The 22,492-nt window shown below is 44.3% G+C and carries 21 protein-coding genes, 1 pseudogene and 1 CRISPR repeat array; of the genes and pseudogenes, 19 read left to right on the top strand and 3 right to left on the bottom strand.

All coding sequences use genetic code 11. The features are described from left to right. The first annotated feature begins 3 nt into the window (after positions 1-3). From cas7c to HA044_RS10145, 5 genes and pseudogenes are all read left to right on the top strand, one after another. A complete protein-coding gene (gene cas7c, locus HA044_RS02615) occupies positions 4-852 on the top strand; it encodes a type I-C CRISPR-associated protein Cas7/Csd2 (protein ID WP_187539022.1) in 849 nt (282 codons plus the stop codon). Position 853: 1 nt separating this feature from the next. After that, positions 854-1,525 (top strand): CRISPR-associated protein Cas4, encoded by a 672-nt coding sequence (cas4, locus tag HA044_RS02610; protein ID WP_187539020.1) that lies wholly within the window; start codon positions 854-856, stop codon positions 1,523-1,525. Beyond that, entirely contained in the window at positions 1,522-2,547 is a 1,026-nt protein-coding gene (gene cas1c, locus HA044_RS02605) for a type I-C CRISPR-associated endonuclease Cas1c (protein WP_187539018.1), read from the top strand. The genes cas4 and cas1c overlap by 4 nt, the downstream gene beginning before the upstream one ends. 10 nt (positions 2,548-2,557) lie before the next feature. Then, positions 2,558-2,851, top strand: coding sequence for a CRISPR-associated endonuclease Cas2 (cas2, locus tag HA044_RS02600; RefSeq protein ID WP_013903483.1), 294 nt, complete (start codon positions 2,558-2,560; stop codon positions 2,849-2,851). A gap of 147 nt (positions 2,852-2,998) precedes the next feature. Then, a CRISPR array of direct repeats spans positions 2,999-5,085; the repeat unit is 32 nt; unit sequence GTCGCTCCCTTCACGGGAGCGTGGATTGAAAT. Between the two features lie 320 nt (positions 5,086-5,405). Continuing rightward, positions 5,406-5,618: pseudogene (locus HA044_RS10145) on the top strand (DUF6287 domain-containing protein); the annotation flags it as partial. A 596-nt stretch (positions 5,619-6,214) separates the two neighbouring features. On the opposite strand, the gene HA044_RS10140 reads toward HA044_RS10145, so the two are convergent. Next, positions 6,215-6,274: a hypothetical protein gene (locus HA044_RS10140; protein ID WP_353936877.1), complete on the bottom strand. Its 60-nt coding sequence runs from the start codon at positions 6,272-6,274 to the stop codon at positions 6,215-6,217. Between the two features lie 214 nt (positions 6,275-6,488). Between HA044_RS10140 and HA044_RS02590 the strand changes: the two genes are divergently transcribed. Then, positions 6,489-7,301 (top strand): PrsW family glutamic-type intramembrane protease, encoded by an 813-nt coding sequence (locus tag HA044_RS02590; RefSeq protein WP_187539014.1) that lies wholly within the window; start codon positions 6,489-6,491, stop codon positions 7,299-7,301. Between the two features lie 41 nt (positions 7,302-7,342). Here HA044_RS02590 and mnmE read toward each other — a convergent pair whose 3' ends face one another. After that, a complete protein-coding gene (gene mnmE / locus HA044_RS02585) occupies positions 7,343-8,716 on the bottom strand; it encodes a tRNA uridine-5-carboxymethylaminomethyl(34) synthesis GTPase MnmE (RefSeq protein ID WP_187539012.1) in 1,374 nt (457 codons plus the stop codon). Between the two features lie 160 nt (positions 8,717-8,876). On the opposite strand from mnmE, the gene rpiA reads away from it, so the two are divergent. The 9 genes from rpiA to HA044_RS02540 all read left to right on the top strand — a co-directional run bounded on the left by rpiA (position 8,877) and on the right by HA044_RS02540 (position 16,906). Beyond that, entirely contained in the window at positions 8,877-9,548 is a 672-nt protein-coding gene (rpiA, locus tag HA044_RS02580) for a ribose-5-phosphate isomerase RpiA (protein ID WP_187539010.1), read from the top strand. Positions 9,549-9,636: 88 nt separating this feature from the next. Next, entirely contained in the window at positions 9,637-10,848 is a 1,212-nt protein-coding gene (locus HA044_RS02575; RefSeq protein WP_187539008.1) for a phosphopentomutase, read from the top strand. Between the two features lies 1 nt (position 10,849). Beyond that, positions 10,850-11,395 (top strand): DUF1697 domain-containing protein, encoded by a 546-nt coding sequence (locus HA044_RS02570; RefSeq protein WP_187539006.1) that lies wholly within the window; start codon positions 10,850-10,852, stop codon positions 11,393-11,395. Between the two features lie 12 nt (positions 11,396-11,407). Then, positions 11,408-12,217 (top strand): purine-nucleoside phosphorylase, encoded by an 810-nt coding sequence (locus HA044_RS02565; RefSeq protein WP_187539004.1) that lies wholly within the window; start codon positions 11,408-11,410, stop codon positions 12,215-12,217. A gap of 4 nt (positions 12,218-12,221) precedes the next feature. Then, on the top strand, positions 12,222-13,457 hold the full coding sequence (locus HA044_RS02560) for a chloride channel protein (protein ID WP_187539002.1): 1,236 nt from the start codon (positions 12,222-12,224) through the stop codon (positions 13,455-13,457). Further along, positions 13,454-14,164 carry a glutamine amidotransferase-related protein gene (locus tag HA044_RS02555; protein ID WP_187539000.1) on the top strand — a complete coding sequence of 237 codons (711 nt, stop codon included), beginning with the start codon at positions 13,454-13,456 and terminating at the stop codon, positions 14,162-14,164. The genes HA044_RS02560 and HA044_RS02555 overlap by 4 nt, the downstream gene beginning before the upstream one ends. Positions 14,165-14,696: 532 nt before the next feature. Beyond that, positions 14,697-15,407, top strand: coding sequence for a purine-nucleoside phosphorylase (gene deoD / locus HA044_RS02550; protein ID WP_187538998.1), 711 nt, complete (start codon positions 14,697-14,699; stop codon positions 15,405-15,407). Continuing rightward, on the top strand, positions 15,407-16,174 hold the full coding sequence (locus HA044_RS02545) for a hypothetical protein (RefSeq protein WP_187538996.1): 768 nt from the start codon (positions 15,407-15,409) through the stop codon (positions 16,172-16,174). Before deoD ends, HA044_RS02545 begins: the two co-directional genes overlap by 1 nt. After that, a complete protein-coding gene (locus tag HA044_RS02540; RefSeq protein WP_187538994.1) occupies positions 16,175-16,906 on the top strand; it encodes an NAD-dependent protein deacylase in 732 nt (243 codons plus the stop codon). 36 nt (positions 16,907-16,942) lie between these two features. Here HA044_RS02540 and HA044_RS02535 read toward each other — a convergent pair whose 3' ends face one another. Further along, positions 16,943-17,851: a LysR family transcriptional regulator gene (locus tag HA044_RS02535; protein ID WP_187538992.1), complete on the bottom strand. Its 909-nt coding sequence runs from the start codon at positions 17,849-17,851 to the stop codon at positions 16,943-16,945. A gap of 245 nt (positions 17,852-18,096) precedes the next feature. On the opposite strand from HA044_RS02535, the gene HA044_RS02530 reads away from it, so the two are divergent. The 4 genes from HA044_RS02530 (at position 18,097) to pyrF (ending at position 22,384) form a co-directional block, all read left to right on the top strand. After that, complete coding sequence (locus HA044_RS02530) at positions 18,097-19,572, top strand: DUF6688 family protein (protein WP_187538990.1); 1,476 nt, start codon at positions 18,097-18,099, stop codon at positions 19,570-19,572. A gap of 185 nt (positions 19,573-19,757) precedes the next feature. After that, positions 19,758-20,564: a dihydroorotate dehydrogenase electron transfer subunit gene (locus HA044_RS02525; RefSeq protein ID WP_187538988.1), complete on the top strand. Its 807-nt coding sequence runs from the start codon at positions 19,758-19,760 to the stop codon at positions 20,562-20,564. A 9-nt stretch (positions 20,565-20,573) separates the two neighbouring features. Next, the gene (locus HA044_RS02520) at positions 20,574-21,512 is read left to right on the top strand and encodes a dihydroorotate dehydrogenase (RefSeq protein WP_187538986.1); all 939 of its coding nucleotides are present in this window, start codon (positions 20,574-20,576) and stop codon (positions 21,510-21,512) included. A gap of 179 nt (positions 21,513-21,691) precedes the next feature. Continuing rightward, positions 21,692-22,384 carry an orotidine-5'-phosphate decarboxylase gene (pyrF, locus tag HA044_RS02515; protein ID WP_187538984.1) on the top strand — a complete coding sequence of 231 codons (693 nt, stop codon included), beginning with the start codon at positions 21,692-21,694 and terminating at the stop codon, positions 22,382-22,384. Positions 22,385-22,492 lie beyond the last annotated feature (108 nt).

Below are 22,492 nucleotides of genomic sequence, written 5' to 3'. Positions count from 1 at the left end.
CTTATGTTAGAAAATAAAATTGACTTTATGGTAACAATTGAAGTACGCGAAGCAAATGCTAATGGTGATCCATTATCGGGTAATATGCCAAGAACAGATGCTAAGGGACATGGCTTAATTTCTGATGTGGCGATCAAGCGCAAAATTAGAAATCGCATGCAAGATTTGGGCTATCCAACCTTTGTTCAAGCTGGTGACCGTATTGAAGACGAGTTTCGCTCACTTGAAAAACGTTTTTCTAATCAATTTAATGCAAAAGACTCTGATGAAGATATCGAAGAACAAGCTAATAAATTATGGTTAGATGTCCGTTCATTCGGTCAAGTTTTTACTTATTTGAAAAAATCAATTGGTGTTCGTGGACCAGTTTCTATAAATATGGCTAAGTCATTGGAACCAATCGTAATCTCTAGTTTACAGATTACAAGAAGTACAAACGGAATGGAAGCTAAAAATGAAAGTGGACGTTCATCTGATACTATGGGAATGAAATACTTTGTTGATTACGGGGTTTATTTGTTGAAGGGATCTATTAATCCAAATTTTGCTGAAAAAACAGGATTTTCTACGGAAGATGTAGAGGTTATTAAGCAAGCACTAGTAAGTCTTTTCGAAAATGATGCCTCTTCTGCACGTCCTGAAGGATCAATGCGTGTAAGGGAAGTCTTTTGGTTCACTCATTCCAATAAGTTAGGAAATATTTCTAGTGCGCGTGTTTTTGACTTGTTTGAATTTGACAAAGACAACCAGGAAAAGAATACTTATGAAGATTACGGTATTCATCTTAATCAAGAGAAGTTAGCAGAATATGAAAATAAAGGATTGAAAGTTAAGATTCTAGAAGGACTATAATATGGTCTACGCGGAAAGTGACTATTTAATGTTGTCTGGTATCCAGCATTTCCAATTTTGTAAACGGCAATGGAGTCTAATTCATATTGAACAACAATGGTCGGATAATGAAGCGACAGCTCATGGTCAGATTTTACACAAAAAAGCGGACGATCCTCATGTAAAAGAGAAACGTAATGATGTTATTATCTCACGGGCAATGCATGTATCATCAAAAGAGTTAGGGCTCTACGGGATATTAGATGTTGTTGAGTTTCATAAAAATGAAAGAGGAATTGAGCTTAAGGGTAGAAGTGGTAAGTGGCTACCAGTTATCGTGGAATATAAGCGAGGAAAAGACAAAAAAGATATTTATGATATTGTTCAATTAGTTGCTCAAGCTATTTGTCTGGAAGAGACTCTTGAGTGTACAATCGAGTACAGCTATATATATTATCATCATGTTAATCAAAAGAAACAAATAGAAATTACTCCTGAATTACGAAAAGAAGTAGCTTCTTTAGCCTCGCAAATGCATGAATATTATGAGCAAAAGGTAGTTCCAAAAGCTGAGTATTTTAAAAATTGTCAATTGTGCTCTTTAGTTGATATTTGTATGCCACGCTTAAGTAAGAAGAATCGCAATATTGATAATTATATTTTCCATGCTCTAAAAAGTGAGGATAGCTTATGAAAAAGCTACTTAACACGTTATATTTAACGAAAGATAACTTTTATTTGACTCGAGAAAGAGATAATATTGTCATAAAACAAGAGGGAAAAGTCATCAGTCGATTCCCGTATAGAATTATTGATGGTATTGTATGTTTTTCTTACTTGGGAGCATCTCCATCATTAATTGAGCTGTGCGCTGAAAATCAGATCAATTTATCTTTTCATACTCCTCAGGGGCGTTTTTGCGGTCGGTTTGTTGGAGCAACAAATGGGAATGTTCTACTTAGAAGGCAACAGTATCGTTTAGCAGACTCAGAACTGTCATTAGAATATGCTCAAAGATTTATTCTTGCAAAAATTTCTAATTCTAGGAAATATTTACTCCGTTTTAAGCGTGATCATAGAGAACGAATTGATACTCATCTCTTTGAAGAGGTAAATACAGAGTTGACTTGGGCATTGGAACAGGTTCAGTCAGTTGAAGATAAGAACTCCCTCTTAGGAATTGAAGGCCAAGCCGCCAACCAATATTTTCGAATTTTTAATGATTTTGTCCTAAATGATAAAGAGACGTTCCAGTTTAACGGTCGTACTAGACGGCCACCATTAGATTGCGTGAATGCTTTGTTATCATTTGGATATAGTTTATTAACTTACGAATGCCAGTCTGCATTGGAAGCAGTCGGGCTAGATAGTTACGTTGGATTTTTTCATACTGATAGACCAGGGCGTGCTAGTTTAGCTTTAGATTTAGTAGAGGAGTTTCGTGCCTTTATTGTAGATAGATTTGTATTTTCTTTGATAAATAAAGGTCAAATATCGAGAAAAGACTTTGAATTTAAGGAAAACGGTAGTGTTTTTCTATCAGAAAAAGGACGGGCAACTTTTCTTGAACTCTGGCAAAAAAGAAAACATACGGAAGTAGAACATCCATATACTAAAGAAAAGGTGAAAATGATGCTCTTACCTTATGTTCAAGCCCAACTATTAGCAAAAGCTATTCGTGGGGAATTAGATTCATATCCACCGTTTATGATATAGGAGTTTACATATGATGGTACTGGTGACATATGATGTCAATACTGAAACAGCAAAAGGAAGGAAACGTCTGCGCCATGTTGCAAAACTGTGCGTTGATTATGGCCAACGTGTTCAAAATTCAGTATTTGAATGTTCAGTTGCTCCTGCAGAATTTGTAGAAATCAAGTCTAAGTTATTAGATATTATTGATCCTGATTCTGATAGTATTCGATTTTATTTTCTTGGAAAAAATTGGCAAAATCGAGTGGAGACTATTGGACGAGATACAAGTTATGATCCTGATATAGGAGTATTAATACTTTAAAATAAGGAACGCGAATCGAAGTTGCACATAAAAGTGCAGGAGTTTCGCGCAAAAAGACTAGAAAAATTAATGGCAAAAATGAATTTAAGGGAATAATAATTCCTTGGTATTAATCAATTTTAGCCATAAACGGTGCTACTTTGCGCTGTCGCTCCCTTCACGGGAGCGTGGATTGAAATATCAACTTGCAACAAACTGAAATTCTAAAAGCCACAGTCGCTCCCTTCACGGGAGCGTGGATTGAAATCCAGTTAGAGGAGGGCTACTCGATAGAAGAACAGAAAGGTCGCTCCCTTCACGGGAGCGTGGATTGAAATAAATACTTCCCCTAAATCCTACTAGCTCCAATCAGGTCGCTCCCTTCACGGGAGCGTGGATTGAAATTGGTTTGACACTTCTAACGAAGCAATGAAACGCTTGTCGCTCCCTTCACGGGAGCGTGGATTGAAATTTTATACGCTTTTAGATAATCGAGATAAAACGATGTCGCTCCCTTCACGGGAGCGTGGATTGAAATACAATCCCGAAAAAGCAGTTGTTGGTAAAGCTACAGTCGCTCCCTTCACGGGAGCGTGGATTGAAATAATAAAACAACGAAAACATACATGATCGAGCTCGAGTCGCTCCCTTCACGGGAGCGTGGATTGAAATTTAAAAGGACGGCGTTTCGATGAGAACGCGAATCGTCGCTCCCTTCACGGGAGCGTGGATTGAAATCCGTGAACGATCCAGCGGTTGCAATCCTTGGGAAGTCGCTCCCTTCACGGGAGCGTGGATTGAAATAAAAGATGCCATCTATAAATCTGAGATGAACAAGGGTCGCTCCCTTCACGGGAGCGTGGATTGAAATAAGAAAACGCCTATGCTGGTCAGTCCAAACGGTGTCGCTCCCTTCACGGGAGCGTGGATTGAAATATCTAAAGATAAATCGGTGGCTGAAAAATTAAGGAGTTGCTCCCTTCACGGGAGCGTGGATTGAAATCCGTCTGATAAGTCAACAGTTATCAAGGTGACAGTCGCTCCCTTCACGGGAGCGTGGATTGAAATTTTTAAAAACGCTTCGTGTGCTTCTTGGCTCTCGGTCGCTCCCTTCACGGGAGCGTGGATTGAAATCCTCTCAAGTTGAGCGAATACGGACAACAAACCTGTCGCTCCCTTCACGGGAGCGTGGATTGAAATTTATCGAATCCCCCTTGTATCTTCTGAAACATGGGTCGCTCCCTTCACGGGAGCGTGGATTGAAATTAAAATTGCTTTTAGATAGTTAAAACTAGTTGAAGTCGCTCCCTTCACGGGAGCGTGGATTGAAATTTGTGTGTTAGGTAATACTTATAGGGAAGCCTATGTCGCTCCCTTCACGGGAGCGTGGATTGAAATACAATAGAAGAACTAATGGAAACATTATCTTGTAGGTCGCTCCCTTCACGGGAGCGTGGATTGAAATAAGATAGTATATCATATCCTTAAATCGCATCTCGTCGCTCCCTTCACGGGAGCGTGGATTGAAATTTGAGGTAGGTCAAAAGTAACCTTATCACCTTCAGTCGCTCCCTTCACGGGAGCGTGGATTGAAATTTATAAAAAGGAATTAAGCAACTATCACTTGATGTCGCTCCCTTCACGGGAGCGTGGATTGAAATACAATCTGCCAGCCTAAATTAGATGCCCATTCTCGTCGCTCCCTTCACGGGAGCGTGGATTGAAATGACAAAAACAGCATCATACCTCCAGAAATGAAGAACGTCGCTCCCTTCACGGGAGCGTGGATTGAAATAAATTCAACACAGGCGATTTTGACAACGGTTATGTCGCTCCCTTCACGGGAGCGTGGATTGAAATAATCTTATCTGTCCAAGGCTTACGGTCGAGTACGTCGCTCCCTTCACGGGAGCGTGGATTGAAATATTGTCTTTCTCCTCCATTTCTGCTAAAATAGAGTCGCTCCCTTCACGGGAGCGTGGATTGAAATACGGACGAAACAGGATTGATCGGTGTGGCGCGTGGTCGCTCCCTTCACGGGAGCGTGGATTGAAATTTTTAAGACTTGCGACATGATACCGGAACAATCACGTCGCTCCCTTCACGGGAGCGTGGATTGAAATAATCTTGGCTAGGTTTTTCATAGCCTAAAGCACGGTCGCTCCCTTCACGGGAGCGTGGATTGAAATAATTGCTTTAAGTGTTTCAGTTTTAGCGAATTTCGTCGCTCCCTTCACGGGAGCGTGGATTGAAATAATTTATTTCTGCAATTCAAATATCCCCATCTTGTCATTCCTTTTGTGGCATGAGTATTTTGATATGCATTGTAGAATTCATTTCTCTTATTACTGATATTGTAGTTAAAATATACAATTGTAAGAGTGACTGAATGAAAACTACTAAAAAAATAGCCTATAAAACAGTGAAGGTATGGGAGCTCGTACAGTTGAGCTCCTTTTTTGATCTTAAATGAATGTCAGAAGGGTTTTGTTTGATCGTAGGTTTCTTTTCCACTTTTCCATTGACTATCCTTTCTTATTTCTCTAAAATGGTAGGTGTGTGAAGGGAGATTGATATGAAAAAAGGTTTTGTAATTATGCTTTCTGCATTGGTCTTGGCTTCGTGTGGTCGGCCTCATCGGTCGGTTACGCCGAAGGCTCCGTCTACTAAGCAGTCTAGCCATGCTGATAAAAAACACTCAGGTATGGACTTGAAAGCTATTAAGAACAAGGATTACTCGAGTATCGAGGGGACTTGGATTGACGGCCATGGGAATGAGCTGGTCTTTGACAAGGACGGCCTGGATTTGGATAGTGCGGAGTTAGTTGATTCTAGCTTCAAGCAAAAGGACCATGGTGCAGAGATGTCGGTCAATTCAACATCTGGTGTCGGTGGCTTTGGTCTCTTGCTCCTTCCTAAGGGGGAGACTGCTGGTAAGGACGATGCATCGGATAAGTCCAAGGATCGGATCTGGGCGGGTCAGTCGCCGGCTTATGGCGATGATGATAATTTCTACTACCGTAAGAAAGAGCAACCAAAAGATCGGGAGCAGGTAGATAAAAACGATAGCAGTAGTACGACTAAGACAAGCAAGGGTAAGAAATGGGCTAGCAGTCAAGGATCCGATACCAAGTCTTCGAAGAAATCAGATAGGGATAACTTCCCAGGCTATTCGTCTGACCAGATCGAAGCTGCGCGTGTATGGGCTTATGTGATTCAGTCTGTTCCTAAGGAATTGAACATCAACGAAAGTGCTGCTGGTACCTATATTTACCAAGATGGGATGGGAGTGACCTATCCGAAGACGGTCCATCATTTATATGGCTCTTATTCGGCTGAAGGAAATGTGACCTATGCGTCTAACGGTGATGGAACAGTGACCATTTATCCTGTACCGAGCCACTGGCAACAGTCTGCGGATGAGTTGAACAGCCAAGAATACATGACTCAGTTCACCCAAGGAATCTTGGACCATGCGGAGACGGTAACATTGCCTGATGGGGATCCTGATATGATTCGGCAGATCCTAGCCGTTCTTCAGTAGAAGTAGGAAATGAGGCTCAGTTTATTGTTTTTTTAAGCTGATCCTGATACAATAGAATCACAGAAAAAAGACTGGTCTTCCAGCCTTTTTCATTTCCTTATAGAAAGGTCTTTTATGAAACGCAAAACGATTTTGTTTCTTTATTTATTGTTACTGACCATTGGGTTGGCTTATGAGACCCAGTCGCTGACGGAAGGTTGGATGTCGGGTAGCCAGTATGGGATTGTGGGACTTTCGACCCTGATCCTCTTGGTCTACGCACTTCCTGCTGTCTGGGCATTGTTTCATTTTGCCAAGAAGTGGAAGTTGTCTTGGGTACCGGTCCTCTTTTCGCTTTTAGGTGGAGGCTTTGTGGCTGGTTGGCTGTCTAGCTTTGCCAATACTTATTTTCATGACATGGTCCAAGCAGTAGCGCCGAATAGCACGTTTTGGAACCAGTATGAGAGTGCCATTGCGGCGCCCCTCTTTGAGGAACCCTTTAAGTTGCTTCCGATCTTCTTTGTTCTCTATTTGTTTAGTGTCCGTCGGATCAAGTCGATCTTTCTCTTAGCCATTGCCTCTGGTCTTGGATTCCAGATTGTGGAGGATTTTGCTTATATTCGTCAGGATCTGCCTGGAGGTTTCTCCTACACGGTGTCAGGGATTCTCGGTCGTGTGGCCAATGCGCCTATGTCTCACTGGGTCTACACCGGCCTTGTCATGCTGGGACTTCTCTTGTTAGCGCAAGTTCGAAAAGGGAGCAAGGATCTCCTTGTTCCAGCATGGGGCTACTTTATCGCAGGTTTTGTCCTTCATTTTGTGGGCAATTCCCCATTCTCACAAATCGTGACCGAGTTGCCGATTGCGATTCCGCTTCTAAATGCTGTCGGTCTCTTCTTGATCTACCAAGCCTATCAAACGTTGGAGAAGCTAGAGCAGGGCAAATAAACCAAAAAAATGCGTATGGTTCGAACACATACGCATTTTTATTACTTACCGAGACAGAACTGGCTGAAGAGTTGGGTAATGAGCTCATCTGGAGCGGCATCCCCTGTGATTTCTCCGAGGATTTCCCAAGTGCGAGTGAGGTCGACTTGAAGCAGGTCAACCGGCATACCTAGGGCCAAGCCCTCGTTGACAGCTTGCAGGCTTTCAACAGCTTTCTCGATAAGAGAGATGTGACGGGCATTTGAGAGATAGGTCGCATCTTGCTCAACCAGGCCGGCATTCTCGAAGAAGAGGGCGTTGATGCGGTCTTCGATTTGGTCAATGTTTTGATTTTTAAGGACAGAGATCTTGATGTGATCTTCTGGCAGTTGATCGATTTCGATCTTCTCTGGGAGATCGACCTTATTAAGGAGGATGATGCGGTTGCTGTCTTTTGAGATCTCAAGAAGCTGGCGATCTTGATCGGTCAGGGGTTCACTAGCATTTAAGACGAGGAGGACCAGATCAGCTTCTTTGAGGGCTTTTTTCGAACGTTCGACACCGATTTGCTCGACGATGTCTTCAGTCTCACGGATCCCAGCCGTATCGACCAGTTTGAGGGGGACACCGTTGATGTTGACATATTCTTCAATGACGTCACGAGTCGTTCCTTCGATATCCGTTACGATGGCTTTTTCTTCTCGAAGAAGGTTGTTGAGGAGACTAGACTTACCGACGTTTGGTCGACCGATGATAGCAGTAGAGATTCCTTCACGTAAGATCTTTCCGCGGCGGGCTGTTTTGAGGAGATTGGTCAAGAGGGCTTCGAACTCAGTGGTCTTTTCACGAATGATCTCAGTGGTCGCTTCCTCGACATCATCGTACTCAGGATAGTCGATGTTGACTTCGACTTGAGCCAGAGTATTGAGGATTTCTTGGCGCGTGTTATTGATGAGGTCAGATAGGGAACCATCTAGTTGCTTAACGGCAATATTCATGGCCTTATCGGTCTTGGCGCGGATAATGTCCATGACAGCCTCAGCCTGGGTCAAATCGACCCGACCGTTGAGGAAGGCCCGCTTGGTAAATTCACCAGGCTCCGCAAGACGGGCTCCTTCACGGATGACCAGCTGCAGAATTTCATTGGTCACCGCAATCCCGCCGTGGGTATTGATCTCGATGATGTCTTCACGTGTGAAGGTTTTTGGTGAGCGCATAGCGCCAACCATGACTTCATCGAGAATCTCATCCTTATCTGGATCCACGATGTGGCCGTAGTTGAGCGTGTGGCTAGCCACCTCTTGGAGGTTCTTGCCTTTAAAGATCTTTTGTGCAATGGCAAAGCTGTCGGTTCCGCTTAAGCGGACGATCCCGATCGCTCCCTCACCGAGTGGTGTCGAGATGGCAGCGATGGTATCAAATTCTTTGGTAATCATGTCATTTCTCTTTTCCTGTAGATTCATCTCTATTCTATCGTAAAGTCAGCTGTCGGGCAAGGTTTTCATTTTGAACAATAAGCTGGAAAGGTTTTCATTTAACTAGTGAAATCTCTTCCAAAATATGCTATACTAGAGGAGAATAAAAAGGAGGTCAATGATGGTAAACCTAAAAGAACAGGTAGGAATCAAGGCGGCTGAGTTTGTCAAAGACGGCATGATTGTCGGTCTCGGTACAGGGTCAACTGCTTATTATTTTGTAGCTGAACTAGGTCGTCGCATCAAAGAAGAGGGCTTGAAGATCACAGCTGTCACGACGTCAAGTGTGACCTATGATCAGGCTGAGAGTTTAGGTATTCCGCTCGAGGCCATCGACGATGTCGAAGTGGTCGATGTGACAGTGGATGGCGCCGATGAAGTGGATCCTCAATTAAACGGGATCAAAGGTGGTGGCGGGGCTCTCCTCATGGAAAAAATCGTCGCTACCAATTCAAAAGATTGCATTTGGATCGTGGATGAATCCAAGCAAGTCGAAACTCTTGGGGCCTTCAAACTTCCAGTGGAGGTTGTGCAGTACGGGGCTGAAAATCTTTTCCGTCACTTTGAACAAAAGGGTTACCACCCTGCTTTCCGTCTTGCGGAAGATCAACGCTTTGTCACTGACCAAGGCAATTTTATCATTGACTTGGATCTTAAAGTGATCAAGGATACAGAAGCTCTGGCAAATGAACTGGATCAAACGGTTGGAGTTGTCGAGCATGGTTTATTCTTGAACATGATTTCAAAAGTGATTGTAGGGACACCGGATGGTCCTGTCATTATTGAAAAATAATTTTTGAAAGGAAGGCCGAGTCTCCTAGAGGTTTTTACGGATAGGGATTCGATATTAGTCTAAATTTTATAAAGGAAAGAGGCAGTTTATGTCAAAATTTAAACGTATGCACTTAGTTGTGCTGGATTCAGTTGGGATCGGTGCTGCACCAGATGCCAATAACTTTGTCAATGCAGGAGTTCCGGATGGAGCATCTGATACTCTTGGACACATTTCAAAAACAGTTGGTTTGAATGTACCAAATATGGCGAAGATTGGGCTTGGAAACATTCCTCGTGAAGTGCCTTTGAAGACCGTGCCAGCTGAAAGCAATCCAACTGGTTATGCAACAAAATTGCAAGAAGTTTCCCTCGGGAAAGATACTATGACTGGTCACTGGGAAATCATGGGACTTAACATCACCGAACCATTTGATACCTTCTGGAATGGTTTCCCTGAAGAAATTATTACGAAGATTGAAGACTTTTCAGGCCGTAAGGTTATCCGTGAAGCTAACAAACCTTATTCTGGTACAGCTGTTATTGATGACTTTGGACCACGCCAAATGGAAACAGGTGAGTTGATTATCTATACATCAGCAGACCCTGTGCTTCAAATCGCAGCTCACGAAGACATCATTCCTTTGGATGAGTTGTACCGTATCTGTGAATACGCTCGTTCTATCACTTTGGAACGTCCAGCTCTTCTCGGTCGAATCATTGCGCGTCCATATGTTGGAGAGCCTGGTAACTTCACACGTACAGCCAACCGTCGGGACTTGGCTGTATCACCATTTGCGCCAACTGTTTTGGACAAGTTGAACGAAGCGGGTATCGATACCTATGCAGTTGGTAAGATCAACGATATCTTTAACGGTGCTGGTATCAACCACGATATGGGCCACAACAAATCAAATAGCCACGGTATGGATACCTTAATTAAGACGATGGGACTTCCTGAGTTTGAAAAGGGATTCTCATTCACCAACTTGGTAGACTTCGACGCTCTTTACGGACACCGTCGCAATGCGCACGGCTACCGCGATTGCTTGCATGAGTTTGATGAGCGTTTGCCAGAAATTATCGCTGCCATGCGTGAAGATGACCTCTTGATGATTACGGCTGACCATGGTAACGACCCAACCTACGCTGGTACAGACCATACGCGTGAATACATCCCATTCTTGGCTTATAGCCCATCCTTCAAAGGCAGTGGCGTGATTCCGGTTGGCCATTTCTCTGATATTTCAGCAACCATTGCAGAAAACTTTGGCGTTGAAACTGCCATGATTGGTGAAAGTTTCTTAGATAAATTGGTCTAAGATGATGCGCTTTGCTCTCCTCGTAAGAGGAATCAATGTTGGCGGGAAAAACAAGGTCGTGATGGCAGAGCTTCGAGAGGAGCTTAAAACGATCGGACTGGATGAGGTAGAGACCTACATTAATAGTGGCAATATCTTCTTTGAATCTGCTGCTTCTAAAGAAGAATTGGTAGATTTGCTGGGACATTTCTTTCGTGATCGCTATCCCTTTATCCAGTCTTTTTCTCTCTTTTCAGCTGAGGACTATGAGCAAGATATCGCTGCTCTACCAGTATGGTGGCAGGAGGATCTGGCACGCAAGGATGTTCTCTTTTACACAGAAGGACTCGATCAGGAAGCTGTCTGGGAGCTGGTCTCCTCTTTTTCGCTCGGTGATGAAATCATCCATCGTGGCAATCTAGGGATCTACTGGGGCAAGTACTCAGAAGAGACCTATACAAAGACCGCTTACCACAGACAAGTCTTCAAGATGCCGGTTTACCGTCTTTTGACCATTCGCAATGCCAATACATTTGACAAAATTGGCCAATTTTTAAGGAAATCATAAAGGAGATACGCAATGACGTTATTAGCAAAAATCAATGAAACAGCAGCATTTTTGAAGGGTAAAGGAATCGAAGCACCTGAATTTGGTTTGATCCTTGGATCAGGTCTTGGTGAATTAGCTGAAGAAATCGAAAATGCAGTCGTAGTAGACTATGCTGAAATCCCAAACTGGGGTCGTTCAACAGTTGTCGGCCATGCTGGTAAATTGGTTTATGGAGATCTTGCTGGACGTAAAGTATTGGCCCTTCAAGGCCGTTTCCACTTCTACGAAGGAAATCCACTAGAAGTAGTGACTTTCCCAGTACGCGTCATGAAAGTTTTGGGATGTGAAGGGGTTCTCGTAACCAATGCTGCAGGTGGTATCGGCTTCGGTCCTGGTACTTTGATGGCTATTACTGACCACATCAACATGACTGGTCAAAATCCATTGATCGGTGAAAACTTGGATGATTTTGGTCCACGTTTCCCTGATATGTCGAAAGCCTACACACCTGAATACCGTGCGATTGCTCACAAAGTAGCAGATAAACTTGGTATCAAGTTGGAAGACGGTGTTTACCTTGGAGCGACTGGTCCTACCTATGAAACACCTGCTGAAATTCGTGCCTTTAAGACATTGGGTGCAGATGCGGTTGGTATGTCAACTGTTCCTGAAGTTATTGTCGCAGCGCATTCAGGCTTGAAAGTTCTGGGTATTTCATGTATTACCAACTTTGCGGCTGGTTTCCAAGAAGAGCTCAACCACGAAGAAGTGGTAGAAGTGACAGAACGCGTCAAAGGCGACTTCAAAGGCTTGCTAAAAGCAATTCTTGCTGAATTGTAAGACCATGAGAACACGACTCCAAAGCCTGCCTTACGGATGGCGCCTGCTGTTAGCGACTTTCGCTTTGGGAATAGGGACGGGTCTGGTCGGAATGGCTTGTCATTATCTACTAGAAGGTGTGCAAGGACTGGCCTTTGGCCAAGAACGGTCTGATTTGCTCCAGCAATTTCAAGAAGCGGGAGCGCTTCGTCGGTTTCTTGTCCTAGGTGTGACAGGGGTCTTGGCAGCAGGTTTCTGGTATATTCTGCAACGGCGCTATAACATTCTCTCCATTCGTAGGCAAATCGACCTGGTTGGAGAGAGAGATCCGGCACCATTAGCCCACCTCCTTCACGCAAGTATGCAGGTTGCGATTGTCGGGGCCGGCGCTTCGGTCGGAAAAGAAGGAGCCCCACGTGAGGTTGGGGCTCTTCTAGCTGGTTGGTTGGGCAAAGCCTTCTCCTTAGCAATCAAAGAACGACGAGTTTTGATTGCCTGTGGGGCAGGAGCTGGGTTGGCGGCAGTCTATCAAGTTCCCTTTGCTAGTAGCTTGTTTGTTTTTGAGACCTTAGGTTTGGCCTATCACTGGAAAAATTTTGTACTGGTCTTGTCCAGTACTTATTTGGCGACTTGGGTGGCCCAGCCAATCGTTGGACATGGTGCTATTTATCATATGTCGCTAGTTCATTGGTCAGCCAGTAGTTTCTTCCAGGCTGTCATAGTGACCCTATTGGTTACTCCCTTGGCAATTGCCTTTCGTGCTCTAGCCAATCGGGCTAGTCGCAAACGGCGGAAGGATGGGACCATTCTTTGGTCTCTGCCTGTAGCCTTTATGTTGCTAGCAGCCATTGTGGCCTTTTATCCGATTTTTATGGGAAATGGACAGGTTCTAGCCCAAGCCCTCTTATCAGGCCAGCCATTTTCTAATCTTGTCTTGACCTTGGCCGTGAAGGGGTTCCTAGTCTACCTTCTCTTGCGAAATGGGGCTTACGGAGGGACCTTGACACCGTCATTTGCCTTAGGGATTGGATCTGGCTACTTAGCGACTTTGCTCTTGACAGTCGTTGGCATTCAAATGGATCCTGCTTTAGGAATGTTGCTTGGAGCGACCGTCTTTTTAGGAACGACCTTACAGGCTCCATTGACAGGCATTGCCCTAAGCCTTGGTTTTACAGGCCAGAGCTGGGCCTTGCTTCTACCGCTGGCACTAGCTGCTGGTGTGTCTTATATGATTCAAAATAGATGGGAGAATAAACGATGAGAGTACATTTTGTCTTGCACGAAACTTTTGAAGTTCCTGGTGCTTATCTCAAGTGGGCACAGGAGCGTGGTCATCAGGTGACCATGACTAAGGTCTATGAGCGAGAAGCGCTACCTGAGACAGTGGATGAGATTGATTTTTTGATTGTCATGGGAGGACCGCAATCGCCAGATGAGGATCGGGAAGCCTTCCCTTACTATGATCCACATGCTGAGATTGAACTGATTCAAAAAGCCATGAAGGCGGATCGCTACATCGTTGGGGTCTGTCTGGGTGCTCAGCTCATGTCTGTTGCTTATGGCGCAGAGTATGAGCATAGCCCAGAGCGGGAGATTGGGGTTTATCCGGTGGATTTAACTCCTGAAGGATTGGCAGATCCGCATGTCGGCTTGTTTGGTTCCAGCTTTGATTCAGGACACTGGCATGGTGATATGCCGGGATTGACGAATGATGCTGTCGTCCTTGCGACCAGTCAAGGTTGTCCACGTCAGATTGTGCGTTTCAGTCCTAAACACTATGCTTTCCAAGCCCACTTGGAATTTGATCCAAATGCAGTCAATCTCTTGATTGCTGCAGACGGTGAAGATGTCTTGGAAGGACAAAGTCAACAATTGCCATTTGTCGAAAAACCTGAAGCTATTCGTGCTTACGATTACCAAGAAATGAATGCCAAACTCTATGCATTTTTGGATTCATTAACAAACTAAAAACAAGAAAGGGAGGGCAGTTCGGGTTTGAATTGAACCCGGGCTATCCATGACTTTCAAAACGATATTTAATTGAACCCGCCCTAAAAGCTGTGTGAAAAAGATCGATTGTCTTGCAAGTCCAGTACTTGCTGCGACAATCCCCTATTTTCACTTTGCTTTTTACGGGCTTGGTATCTTATAGAAAGGTAGAGCCTGTGTTCTAATTTGAACACGAGCGGAAAGCTTTTCTAATTACTCAATAAAACAAGAAAGGATGGGTTTACCGTATTCGCTGAACTGAATACGGGCGGAGAACTGTGTAAAAAAGATAAACTGTCTAGTATCTGCGATGCGTCGTCAGTTTCCTATTTTTACTTTGTTCTCTGTCGCCTGTCTTGTTTATAAAAAATGAAAGGAAGGGTAGTTCGGGTTTGAAACTGAACCCGGGCTAGAGGCTGTGTAAAAAAGATAAACCCTCCTAGATGCGAGGCATCTTTGTCGGATTTCCTATTTTTACTTTGCCTCTTTTACGCCCTTGGTATCTTATATTATGTCTATCCATATTGCTGCTAAGCAGGGTGAAATTGCTGATAAAATTCTTCTTCCTGGGGACCCTCTTCGTGCGAAATTTATCGCTGAGAATTTCCTTGAAGATGCTGTATGCTTCAACGAAGTTCGGAATATGTTTGGTTACACTGGTACCTACAAGGGTCATCGTGTTTCTGTTATGGGTACTGGAATGGGGATGCCATCGATCTCTATTTATGCGCGTGAGTTGATTGTCGACTATGGCGTGAAGAAATTGATCCGTGTCGGAACAGCTGGTTCTTTGAATGAGGATGTTCACGTCCGTGAATTGGTCTTGGCACAAGCTGCTGCAACCAACTCAAACATCATCCGTAACGACTGGCCTCAATACGATTTTCCACAAATCGCTAGCTTTGATCTTTTAGACAAGGCTTACCACATTGCCAAAGACCTTGGTATGACTACTCACGTCGGAAATGTCTTGTCATCAGACGTTTTCTATTCAAACTATGGTGAAAAGAACATCGAGCTTGGTAAATGGGGTGTGAAAGCTGTAGAAATGGAAGCAGCGGCTCTTTACTATCTTGCTGCCCAACACCATGTGGATGCCCTTGCTATCATGACGATTTCAGACAGCTTGGTCAACCCTGAAGAGGACACTACAGCTGAAGAACGCCAAACAACCTTTACAGATATGATGAAGGTTGGTCTAGAAACCTTGATTGCAGACTAATGGCAGAATTCCTTCATGATGAATGGCTCTACGATCTTCATCATTATCACTATAGCCGTGCCCTTCGCTCCCTTCAGCAAAAAGGGAATGTGCCGGATTTGCTGGTGAGTTTATTGCAGGTGATGGTAGAACGTCGTGAGCTCAATATCCAACCTGTCATGAATCAACAGTTGAAAACAGAAGTCTTAGAAGCGACTGGTTTTCCGCTTTTTTGGCATGAAAATCCAGAAGATGAACAGTTGGCCAATTACCTTTATGACTTAGAGGCGAAGTTGAGAAATGAACAGATTATCGACTTTGTTCGTGCTGTTAGCCCAGCCATCTATCGGATTTTTATGCGGTTGATTCAGTTGAAAATCCCTGATATTACCAACTATATCCATAACTCCAAAGAATCCAGTTATGACCGTTGGAAGTTTGAGGACTTGCATGCGTCTGACAATCCTATCTTACAAGAATTTCATAGTGAAAGTGTGGTCAATTCATCCAGTTTGACAGAATTGATCGTCCAGTTGGACTTGCCAGATCGCGTCAAAGTTGTGTCTCAGCAATTACGGGAGCTAGAAAGATCCGTTCGCAATCCCTTGGCCCACTTGATCAAACCCTTTGATGAGGAAGAGCTTCATCGTTCAACCGGTTTCTCTTCTCAGGATTTTTTGAAGAATTTGATTGACCTTGCAAGCTACACAGGCATCCATTATGATCAAGCTCACTTTTATTTTGATCAGGCCAATGCTGTGATGGAAGAGCTACTAAAGGAGAAGTAGATGGATAAGATTGCTCAACTACAAGAGATGATTGATCAGAGTCAAAGCATCGTCTTTTTCGGGGGTGCCGGCGTCTCTACGGAGTCGAATATTCCGGACTTTCGGAGCTCAGACGGAGTCTATAGCGTTCAGGTAGGGCGTCATTTGACAGCCGAGCAATTGGTTTCTCATACCATGTTCGAGCGCTACCCAGAGGACTTTTTCGACTTCTATAAGAAATACCTGCTCTATCCCGATGCCAAGCCCAATGCAGCCCATCGGTATCTGGCTCATCTTGAAGAAGCTGGTAAGCTCAAGGCAGTTGTGACACAAAATATCGATAGTCTCCATGAAATGGCCGGCTCTAAAAAGGTCTTGAAGCTCCATGGTAGTGCCGATCGTAATTACTGTACGGGTTGCCATCGTTTCTATGATTTAGAGGCATTTCTAGCTTTGGAAGGCCCGGTTCCACACTGTTTGGACTGTGGTAAGGTGGTCAAACCAGATGTGACTCTTTACGAGGAGCCTCTCGATATGGAGGTCTTTAGCCAAGCGGCCCAAGCCATACAGGCAACCGATCTTCTCATTATCGGTGGGACCTCCCTTGTGGTCTACCCAGCAGCCAGCTTGATCCAGTATTTCCAAGGGAAGAAGCTGGTTGTCATCAATAAGACCAGTATCCCTCAGGACAAACAAGCTGATTTGGTTATTGAAGGGAAAATTGGGGAAGTATTTTCTAATTTAAGACAATAAAAATATCTGAGTGAACCTGAGCACTCAGATATTTTTTTACTTATCAAACTTCACTTCCTCAAGCAAGTACTCGATGAATTTTTCTCCCATTTTTGAGAGAGCTGTTTTCTCATGTTTGATGTAGACCAGCTCGATCGGGTCTTCGATATCAAGAGGAATAGAGACGATGTTATCTCCATTGAGATTGCTATTGAGAATCCCAGTCGCAATGGTGTAGCCATCCAGTCCAATCAAGAGATTAAAGAGGGTAGCCCGGTCGCTCACGACGATGGATTTTTTATGGTGTTCTTGGGAGAGGATTTCTTCTGAGAAGTAGAAGGAGTTGTGGGTCCCTTGGTCATAGCTGAGATAAGGAAAATCTTCCAGATCAGACAGGTGGACGATGTCCTTCTTGGCAAGGGGATTGGTCTTGCTGACAAAGATATGTGGCTGCGCTGTAAAGAGGTGGGTAGCAATCAAGTGATTATCATCCAGCATTTTAGAGAGCACATCCCGGTTGTAGCTATTCAAAAAGAGGACACCAACCTCGCTTCGGAAATTCTTGACGTCATCAATGATCTCCCAAGTCCGCGTCTCCCGTAGGAAGAGCTCGTATTTTTCCATATCGCTTTTCTTGAGGAGAGAAACGAAGGCCTCGACGACGAAGGCGTAGTGCTGGGAAGAGACACTGAAGAGTTCGCGGGAGCCTACAGGATTTTTATAGCGTTCGGACAAGAGGTCGATCTGCTCGACAACCTGGCGGGCATAAGAGAGAAACTCCATCCCATCACGGGTCAGAGTGATCCCTTTAGGATTTCGGATAAAGATTTCAATTCCCATCTCACTTTCCAAGTCCTTGACGGCATTTGAAAGACTGGGTTGCGTGATAAAGAGTTGTTTTGCGGCTTCATTCATAGAGCCAGTTTCGACGATTTTGATAATGTATTGTAATTGTTGTATTCTCATGCTTTTATTTTAACATAAAAAGACACGTTTTTCCCGAATAATGTGGTCACTCCAAGGATTGTTAGAGAGAATTGCTCAAGGGATCAGGAAGGAAATATCAGATCAGCTGAATCATAGGTTTAGAAAAATGAGGGTTAGTCCAAAGATCTCCATCTAGAGACCGATTTTGGCTAGAAGATAGGGCTAAGAGTTGCCTAAGGTGAAAGAAGCCTGCTAAAATGGAAAAAAACAATGGAGAATCAGTTATGAAGAAATTAGCATCCTGGTATCGAAAATGGGATAAAGAATTGGAAACACAATTTACATTTGCCTTGTTGGTACTGAATTTTATGACCAATGTTTTGATCTTATGTGGCCTTTACCTCTTTTTTGTACTGCCAAATATTCTGTTTCTCTTTCCTGAAATGGGCTTTTTCCAATCGATTCTGGCCTTATTTGCCTATAGTGTCCAATTGCTTCCGTATGCTTTTATCACGGCGATTCTTGTTCCTAATATTTTCGTCTTAATGTACGCGATTCGTCGTTGGTCTCATCTCCGACTAAAGGAGGCTGAGGAAGAAGCAAAAAAAGACCTGGAGCTGTTTGAAAATAGAGAAGAGTCAGTAGAAGCTCTAGATGGAGGGCAGACAGAGGATCAGGATAGTGGCAATGACCTCTTAGATACTAAGGTAGACGTAAGGAAAGAGGATCCAAATGAGGAATCGTTAGCCCCCGCTAAAAAGAAAAATCAAAACTATACAGCACTTCTTTGGTTGGGACTCTTTGGCTCTTTCTTTGAAGCAGTGATCATTTTCATCGTCAAAGACATGACCTTCCATGACTGGAGTGAGCGCCTGATTAATTCGCAGAAGCACGCCTTGATCTGGTCTGGCGCCTATCCAACCTTCTTCACCTTTGCTGCCCTCGCCTTGCTAGCCTTGATCATCTATTCCTACCGGGATGCCAATTCCCTATCCCCTCTTCTCAATGTCTTTTGTATCAGTGGGATTCTAGGAGGGCTGGTTCTCCTAGCCGCTTTTGACTTTCAATTGCAACTGGTCAGTCTCCATACCCTGTTTTTGGTCTTTTATTCCTTGAATCTTTTAGACATTCGAATCAGAGAGTGGCAAGAGAATCGATCGAAGATAAGGTACGAAAATCGTCTAGTTCAACGATGCCAGAAGCTGTTAAACAAGTCGCGTAATTGGCCATGGATAGCGGCTTTACTTGCCCTTCCGACGCTTGCTCTCGTCGTCCTCATTCTCATGCTCTTTGGCCAACAGCCAGATTCCGTGATCAAGGCCTGGACCAATACAGCTGATTGGACTTTTTCCGGTAAGATTCCACCTCAGAATCTCATCATTGATGAGCACTATCTCTGTACGGTTGCGGCTGGTGGTCATGAAAAAGTGGTCAAGCCCCAGCGGATGGGGATCCGTCATGGTCATCCTGTTGTGGTCAATCGCCAGCTCTGTATCGCCAATGCTTTTGAGCAAGTACTGGAAGAAAAGACGCCACGTTTCCATCGCTTCTTGCGACGCAATTATGACCGCTACGGCTATCCTTTTGCCAAACATATCAAGAAGAAATGGGCCATGGATTTGATCTACTACCTAATGAAACCCTTGGAATGGATTTTTTTACTGGTTCTTTATCTCGTCGACCGTAAGCCTGAGAATCGAATTGCCATGCAATACATCCAACCGATCCCAGACGATTTTGATCCCAAGAAAGCTTCTTAAATCACCGATTTCTACTTGACAAGCGAGAAGGAGCACGATATAATGAGAAAAATTTAACCTTTAAGAGGTCCAGAGAGGCCTGCAAGGAAAGACAGAAAAAAGATCAGCGGACCGAGTCTAGCTGGTTAATTGTAGGACCTTGCCTTTGCGAGGTCTTTTTTGCTGAAAGAAAGAAGAGGAAATCAATGGTCAGTGAAAGTTGTAAAAAACGCTTTGGCAACATCATGATGGAGGAGATGGAGCTGGTTGCTCAAGAAGAGATTGCTCCTCGCATCTATTCCATGATCTTAAAAGGGGAAATGGTGGAGCAGATGTTGCCGGGGCAGTTTCTCCATATTCGTGTACCGGATGACTCCAAGCTCCTCCGTCGCCCGATTTCAATTTGTGAGATCGACCGTAAGACACAGACTTGTCGCTTGATCTACCGTATCGAAGGTGGGGGGACAGCTATCTTTTCTCACTTGCCAGTCGGCAGCAAACTCAGCGTCATGGGGCCTCAAGGAAATGGCTTTGATCTAAAAGATCTTGGTCAAGGGGCGCGTGCTTTGATCATCGGTGGCGGGATTGGAGTGCCTCCCTTGGTCCAAGTGGCTAAACAACTACATGAGCAAGGAGTAGAAGTCCATTCTGTCCTGGGATTTGCCAATAAAGAAGCAGTTATCCTTGAGGAAGAATTGAAGCAGTATGGGCAAGTCACTATTACAACTGACGATGGATCTTATGGCACAAAGGGATATGTCTCCACCATCGTTGACCAGATGGACCAGGAGTTTGATGCTATCTATTCTTGTGGAGCTCCTGGCATGCTCAAATATGTCAATGCAAAATTCCATGACCATCCCCGCGCCTACATTTCTATGGAGTCCCGCATGGCTTGTGGGATGGGGGCTTGCTATGCCTGCGTGGTGCATCTGGAAAATGCAAGCCAAGCAGCCAATAAGCGCGTGTGTGAAGACGGACCGGTCTTTGAAACCGGTACGATTGTGATGTAGGAGGACCGTATGACAGCAAATCGACTAGCCGTATCCTTACCCGGTTTAGACTTGAAAAACCCGATTATTCCGGCATCTGGCTGTTTTGGCTTTGGTCAGGAATACGCCAAATATTATGATTTGGATCTCCTTGGATCCATTATGATCAAGGCAACAACCGCTCAGGCTCGTTTTGGTAATCGGACGCCCCGTGTCGCCGAGACGCCTTCAGGCATGCTCAATGCCATTGGACTCCAAAATCCAGGCGTAGACGTGGTCCTGTCAGAGAAACTCCCTTGGTTGGCCCAGCATTATCCAGAGCTACCGATTATCGCCAACGTAGCTGGCTTCTCCAACGAAGAGTATGCGACGGTATCTCGGAAGATCTCGCAAGCACCAAATGTCAAAGCGATTGAGCTCAATATCTCCTGTCCCAATGTGGATCATGGCAACAATGGTCTCTTAATCGGGCAGGTTCCAGAATTGGCCTATAATGCGGTAAAAGCTGCGGTAGAAGCATCCTCCGTTCCTGTCTATGTCAAATTAACGCCAAGTGTGGCAGACATCACTCAGGTCGCAAAAGCAGCAGAGGATGCGGGAGCGACTGGCTTGACCATGATCAATACTTTGGTCGGGATGCGCTTTGACCTCAAGTCTGGTAAGCCCATCATTGCCAATGGTACAGGAGGGATGTCAGGACCAGCTGTCTTCCCAGTTGCTTTGAAACTCATCCGCCAGGTTGCCCAATCTACCAAACTGCCGATTATCGGAATGGGAGGTGTGGATTCAGCCGAAGCAGCGATTGAGATGATGATAGCAGGGGCCTCTGCAATTGGAGTTGGAACCGCTAATTTCACCGATCCTTATGCTTGTCCAACCATTATCGAAGATCTGCCACAGGTCATGGATCGATATGGCATTGACACGCTTGAGAATTTTCGAAAACATGTGCGGGAAAATCTACTGTAAATCCTTGACTTTTCCCAAATATCGTACTACAATAAATAAAAACCTTTAAAGCAGTCCAGAGAGGCTTCTAAGGTCTAGACGGTGAATCATGGTAGTTTTTCCTACCTAATTTTCGTGTAACCTTGCCTCGGGCAAGGTTTTTTTGTAGATAAAATGATCAATCAAAAAAGGAGTAATCCATGCGTGAAGAACGTCCTATTATTGCCCTTGACTTCCCAGCTTTCGAGGATGTCAAAAACTTTTTAGAGCATTTTCCAGAAGACGAAAAATTATTTGTAAAAATCGGAATGGAATTTTTCTATGCAGTTGGTCCTGAAATTGTACATTACCTCAAAGGGCTTGGACACAGTATTTTCCTTGATTTAAAATTGCATGATATCCCTAATACAGTCAAATCAGCCATGTCCGTACTGGGGACCTTCGGAGTGGATATGGTGACGGTTCACGCAGCTGGTGGTGTAGAGATGATGCGCGAAGCCAAAGCAGCTCTTGGTGAAGGAGCTAAGTTGGTAGCCGTGACTCAGTTGACTTCTACTAGTGAAGAAGACATGCGCGATTGCCAAAACATCCAAACAACGGTCCAAGAATCAGTAGTAAATTATGCCCGAAAGGCACAGGAAGCAGGCTTGGACGGCGTTGTCTGCTCAGCGCATGAAGTCGCTTTGATTAAGGATGCTACTTCAGCAGATTTTGTTTGTGTCACCCCAGGGATTCGTCCTGCAGGAGCTGAAATCGGCGACCAAAAACGGGTTATGACGCCACAAGAAGCCCATAAAATTGGATCTGACTATATTGTTGTTGGACGTCCCATCATCCAAGCAGAAAATCCATGGGACGCTTACCATGAAATTAAGAGACAGTGGAATGCGTAAGAGCTACTAAAAGTGGAACTTTTGTAGCTCTACGGGAAGTCCTATGGGACCTTCCCTAACGCATTCACTAGATTTAGAGGATAAAAATAATCGTTTTATCCTCTAAAT

The sequence above is a fragment of the Streptococcus sp. IMAU 99161 genome, from assembly GCF_014435245.1.
Classification (GTDB): domain Bacteria; phylum Bacillota; class Bacilli; order Lactobacillales; family Streptococcaceae; genus Streptococcus; species Streptococcus lactarius.
This window is presented reverse-complemented; position numbering and strand designations above follow the sequence as displayed.

What these genes read in the sequence shown, in the direction of transcription:
- HA044_RS02545 (WP_187538996.1), top strand. Translation starts at nt 15,407, where the DNA reads ATGGCAGAATTCCTTCATGATGAATGGCTCTACGATCTTCATCATTAT.
- HA044_RS02535 (WP_187538992.1), bottom strand. Translation starts at nt 17,851, where the DNA reads ATGAGAATACAACAATTACAATACATTATCAAAATCGTCGAAACTGGC.
- HA044_RS02520 (WP_187538986.1), top strand. Translation starts at nt 20,574, where the DNA reads ATGACAGCAAATCGACTAGCCGTATCCTTACCCGGTTTAGACTTGAAA.
- HA044_RS02575 (WP_187539008.1), top strand. Translation starts at nt 9,637, where the DNA reads ATGTCAAAATTTAAACGTATGCACTTAGTTGTGCTGGATTCAGTTGGG.
- HA044_RS02555 (WP_187539000.1), top strand. Translation starts at nt 13,454, where the DNA reads ATGAGAGTACATTTTGTCTTGCACGAAACTTTTGAAGTTCCTGGTGCT.
- mnmE (WP_187539012.1), bottom strand. Translation starts at nt 8,716, where the DNA reads ATGATTACCAAAGAATTTGATACCATCGCTGCCATCTCGACACCACTC.
- HA044_RS02590 (WP_187539014.1), top strand. Translation starts at nt 6,489, where the DNA reads ATGAAACGCAAAACGATTTTGTTTCTTTATTTATTGTTACTGACCATT.
- HA044_RS02570 (WP_187539006.1), top strand. Translation starts at nt 10,850, where the DNA reads ATGATGCGCTTTGCTCTCCTCGTAAGAGGAATCAATGTTGGCGGGAAA.
- HA044_RS02565 (WP_187539004.1), top strand. Translation starts at nt 11,408, where the DNA reads ATGACGTTATTAGCAAAAATCAATGAAACAGCAGCATTTTTGAAGGGT.
- HA044_RS02530 (WP_187538990.1), top strand. Translation starts at nt 18,097, where the DNA reads ATGAAGAAATTAGCATCCTGGTATCGAAAATGGGATAAAGAATTGGAA.
- HA044_RS02540 (WP_187538994.1), top strand. Translation starts at nt 16,175, where the DNA reads ATGGATAAGATTGCTCAACTACAAGAGATGATTGATCAGAGTCAAAGC.
- deoD (WP_187538998.1), top strand. Translation starts at nt 14,697, where the DNA reads ATGTCTATCCATATTGCTGCTAAGCAGGGTGAAATTGCTGATAAAATT.
- HA044_RS02560 (WP_187539002.1), top strand. Translation starts at nt 12,222, where the DNA reads ATGAGAACACGACTCCAAAGCCTGCCTTACGGATGGCGCCTGCTGTTA.
- cas4 (WP_187539020.1), top strand. Translation starts at nt 854, where the DNA reads ATGGTCTACGCGGAAAGTGACTATTTAATGTTGTCTGGTATCCAGCAT.
- pyrF (WP_187538984.1), top strand. Translation starts at nt 21,692, where the DNA reads ATGCGTGAAGAACGTCCTATTATTGCCCTTGACTTCCCAGCTTTCGAG.
- cas2 (WP_013903483.1), top strand. Translation starts at nt 2,558, where the DNA reads ATGATGGTACTGGTGACATATGATGTCAATACTGAAACAGCAAAAGGA.
- HA044_RS02525 (WP_187538988.1), top strand. Translation starts at nt 19,758, where the DNA reads ATGGTCAGTGAAAGTTGTAAAAAACGCTTTGGCAACATCATGATGGAG.
- cas1c (WP_187539018.1), top strand. Translation starts at nt 1,522, where the DNA reads ATGAAAAAGCTACTTAACACGTTATATTTAACGAAAGATAACTTTTAT.
- cas7c (WP_187539022.1), top strand. Translation starts at nt 4, where the DNA reads ATGTTAGAAAATAAAATTGACTTTATGGTAACAATTGAAGTACGCGAA.
- rpiA (WP_187539010.1), top strand. Translation starts at nt 8,877, where the DNA reads ATGGTAAACCTAAAAGAACAGGTAGGAATCAAGGCGGCTGAGTTTGTC.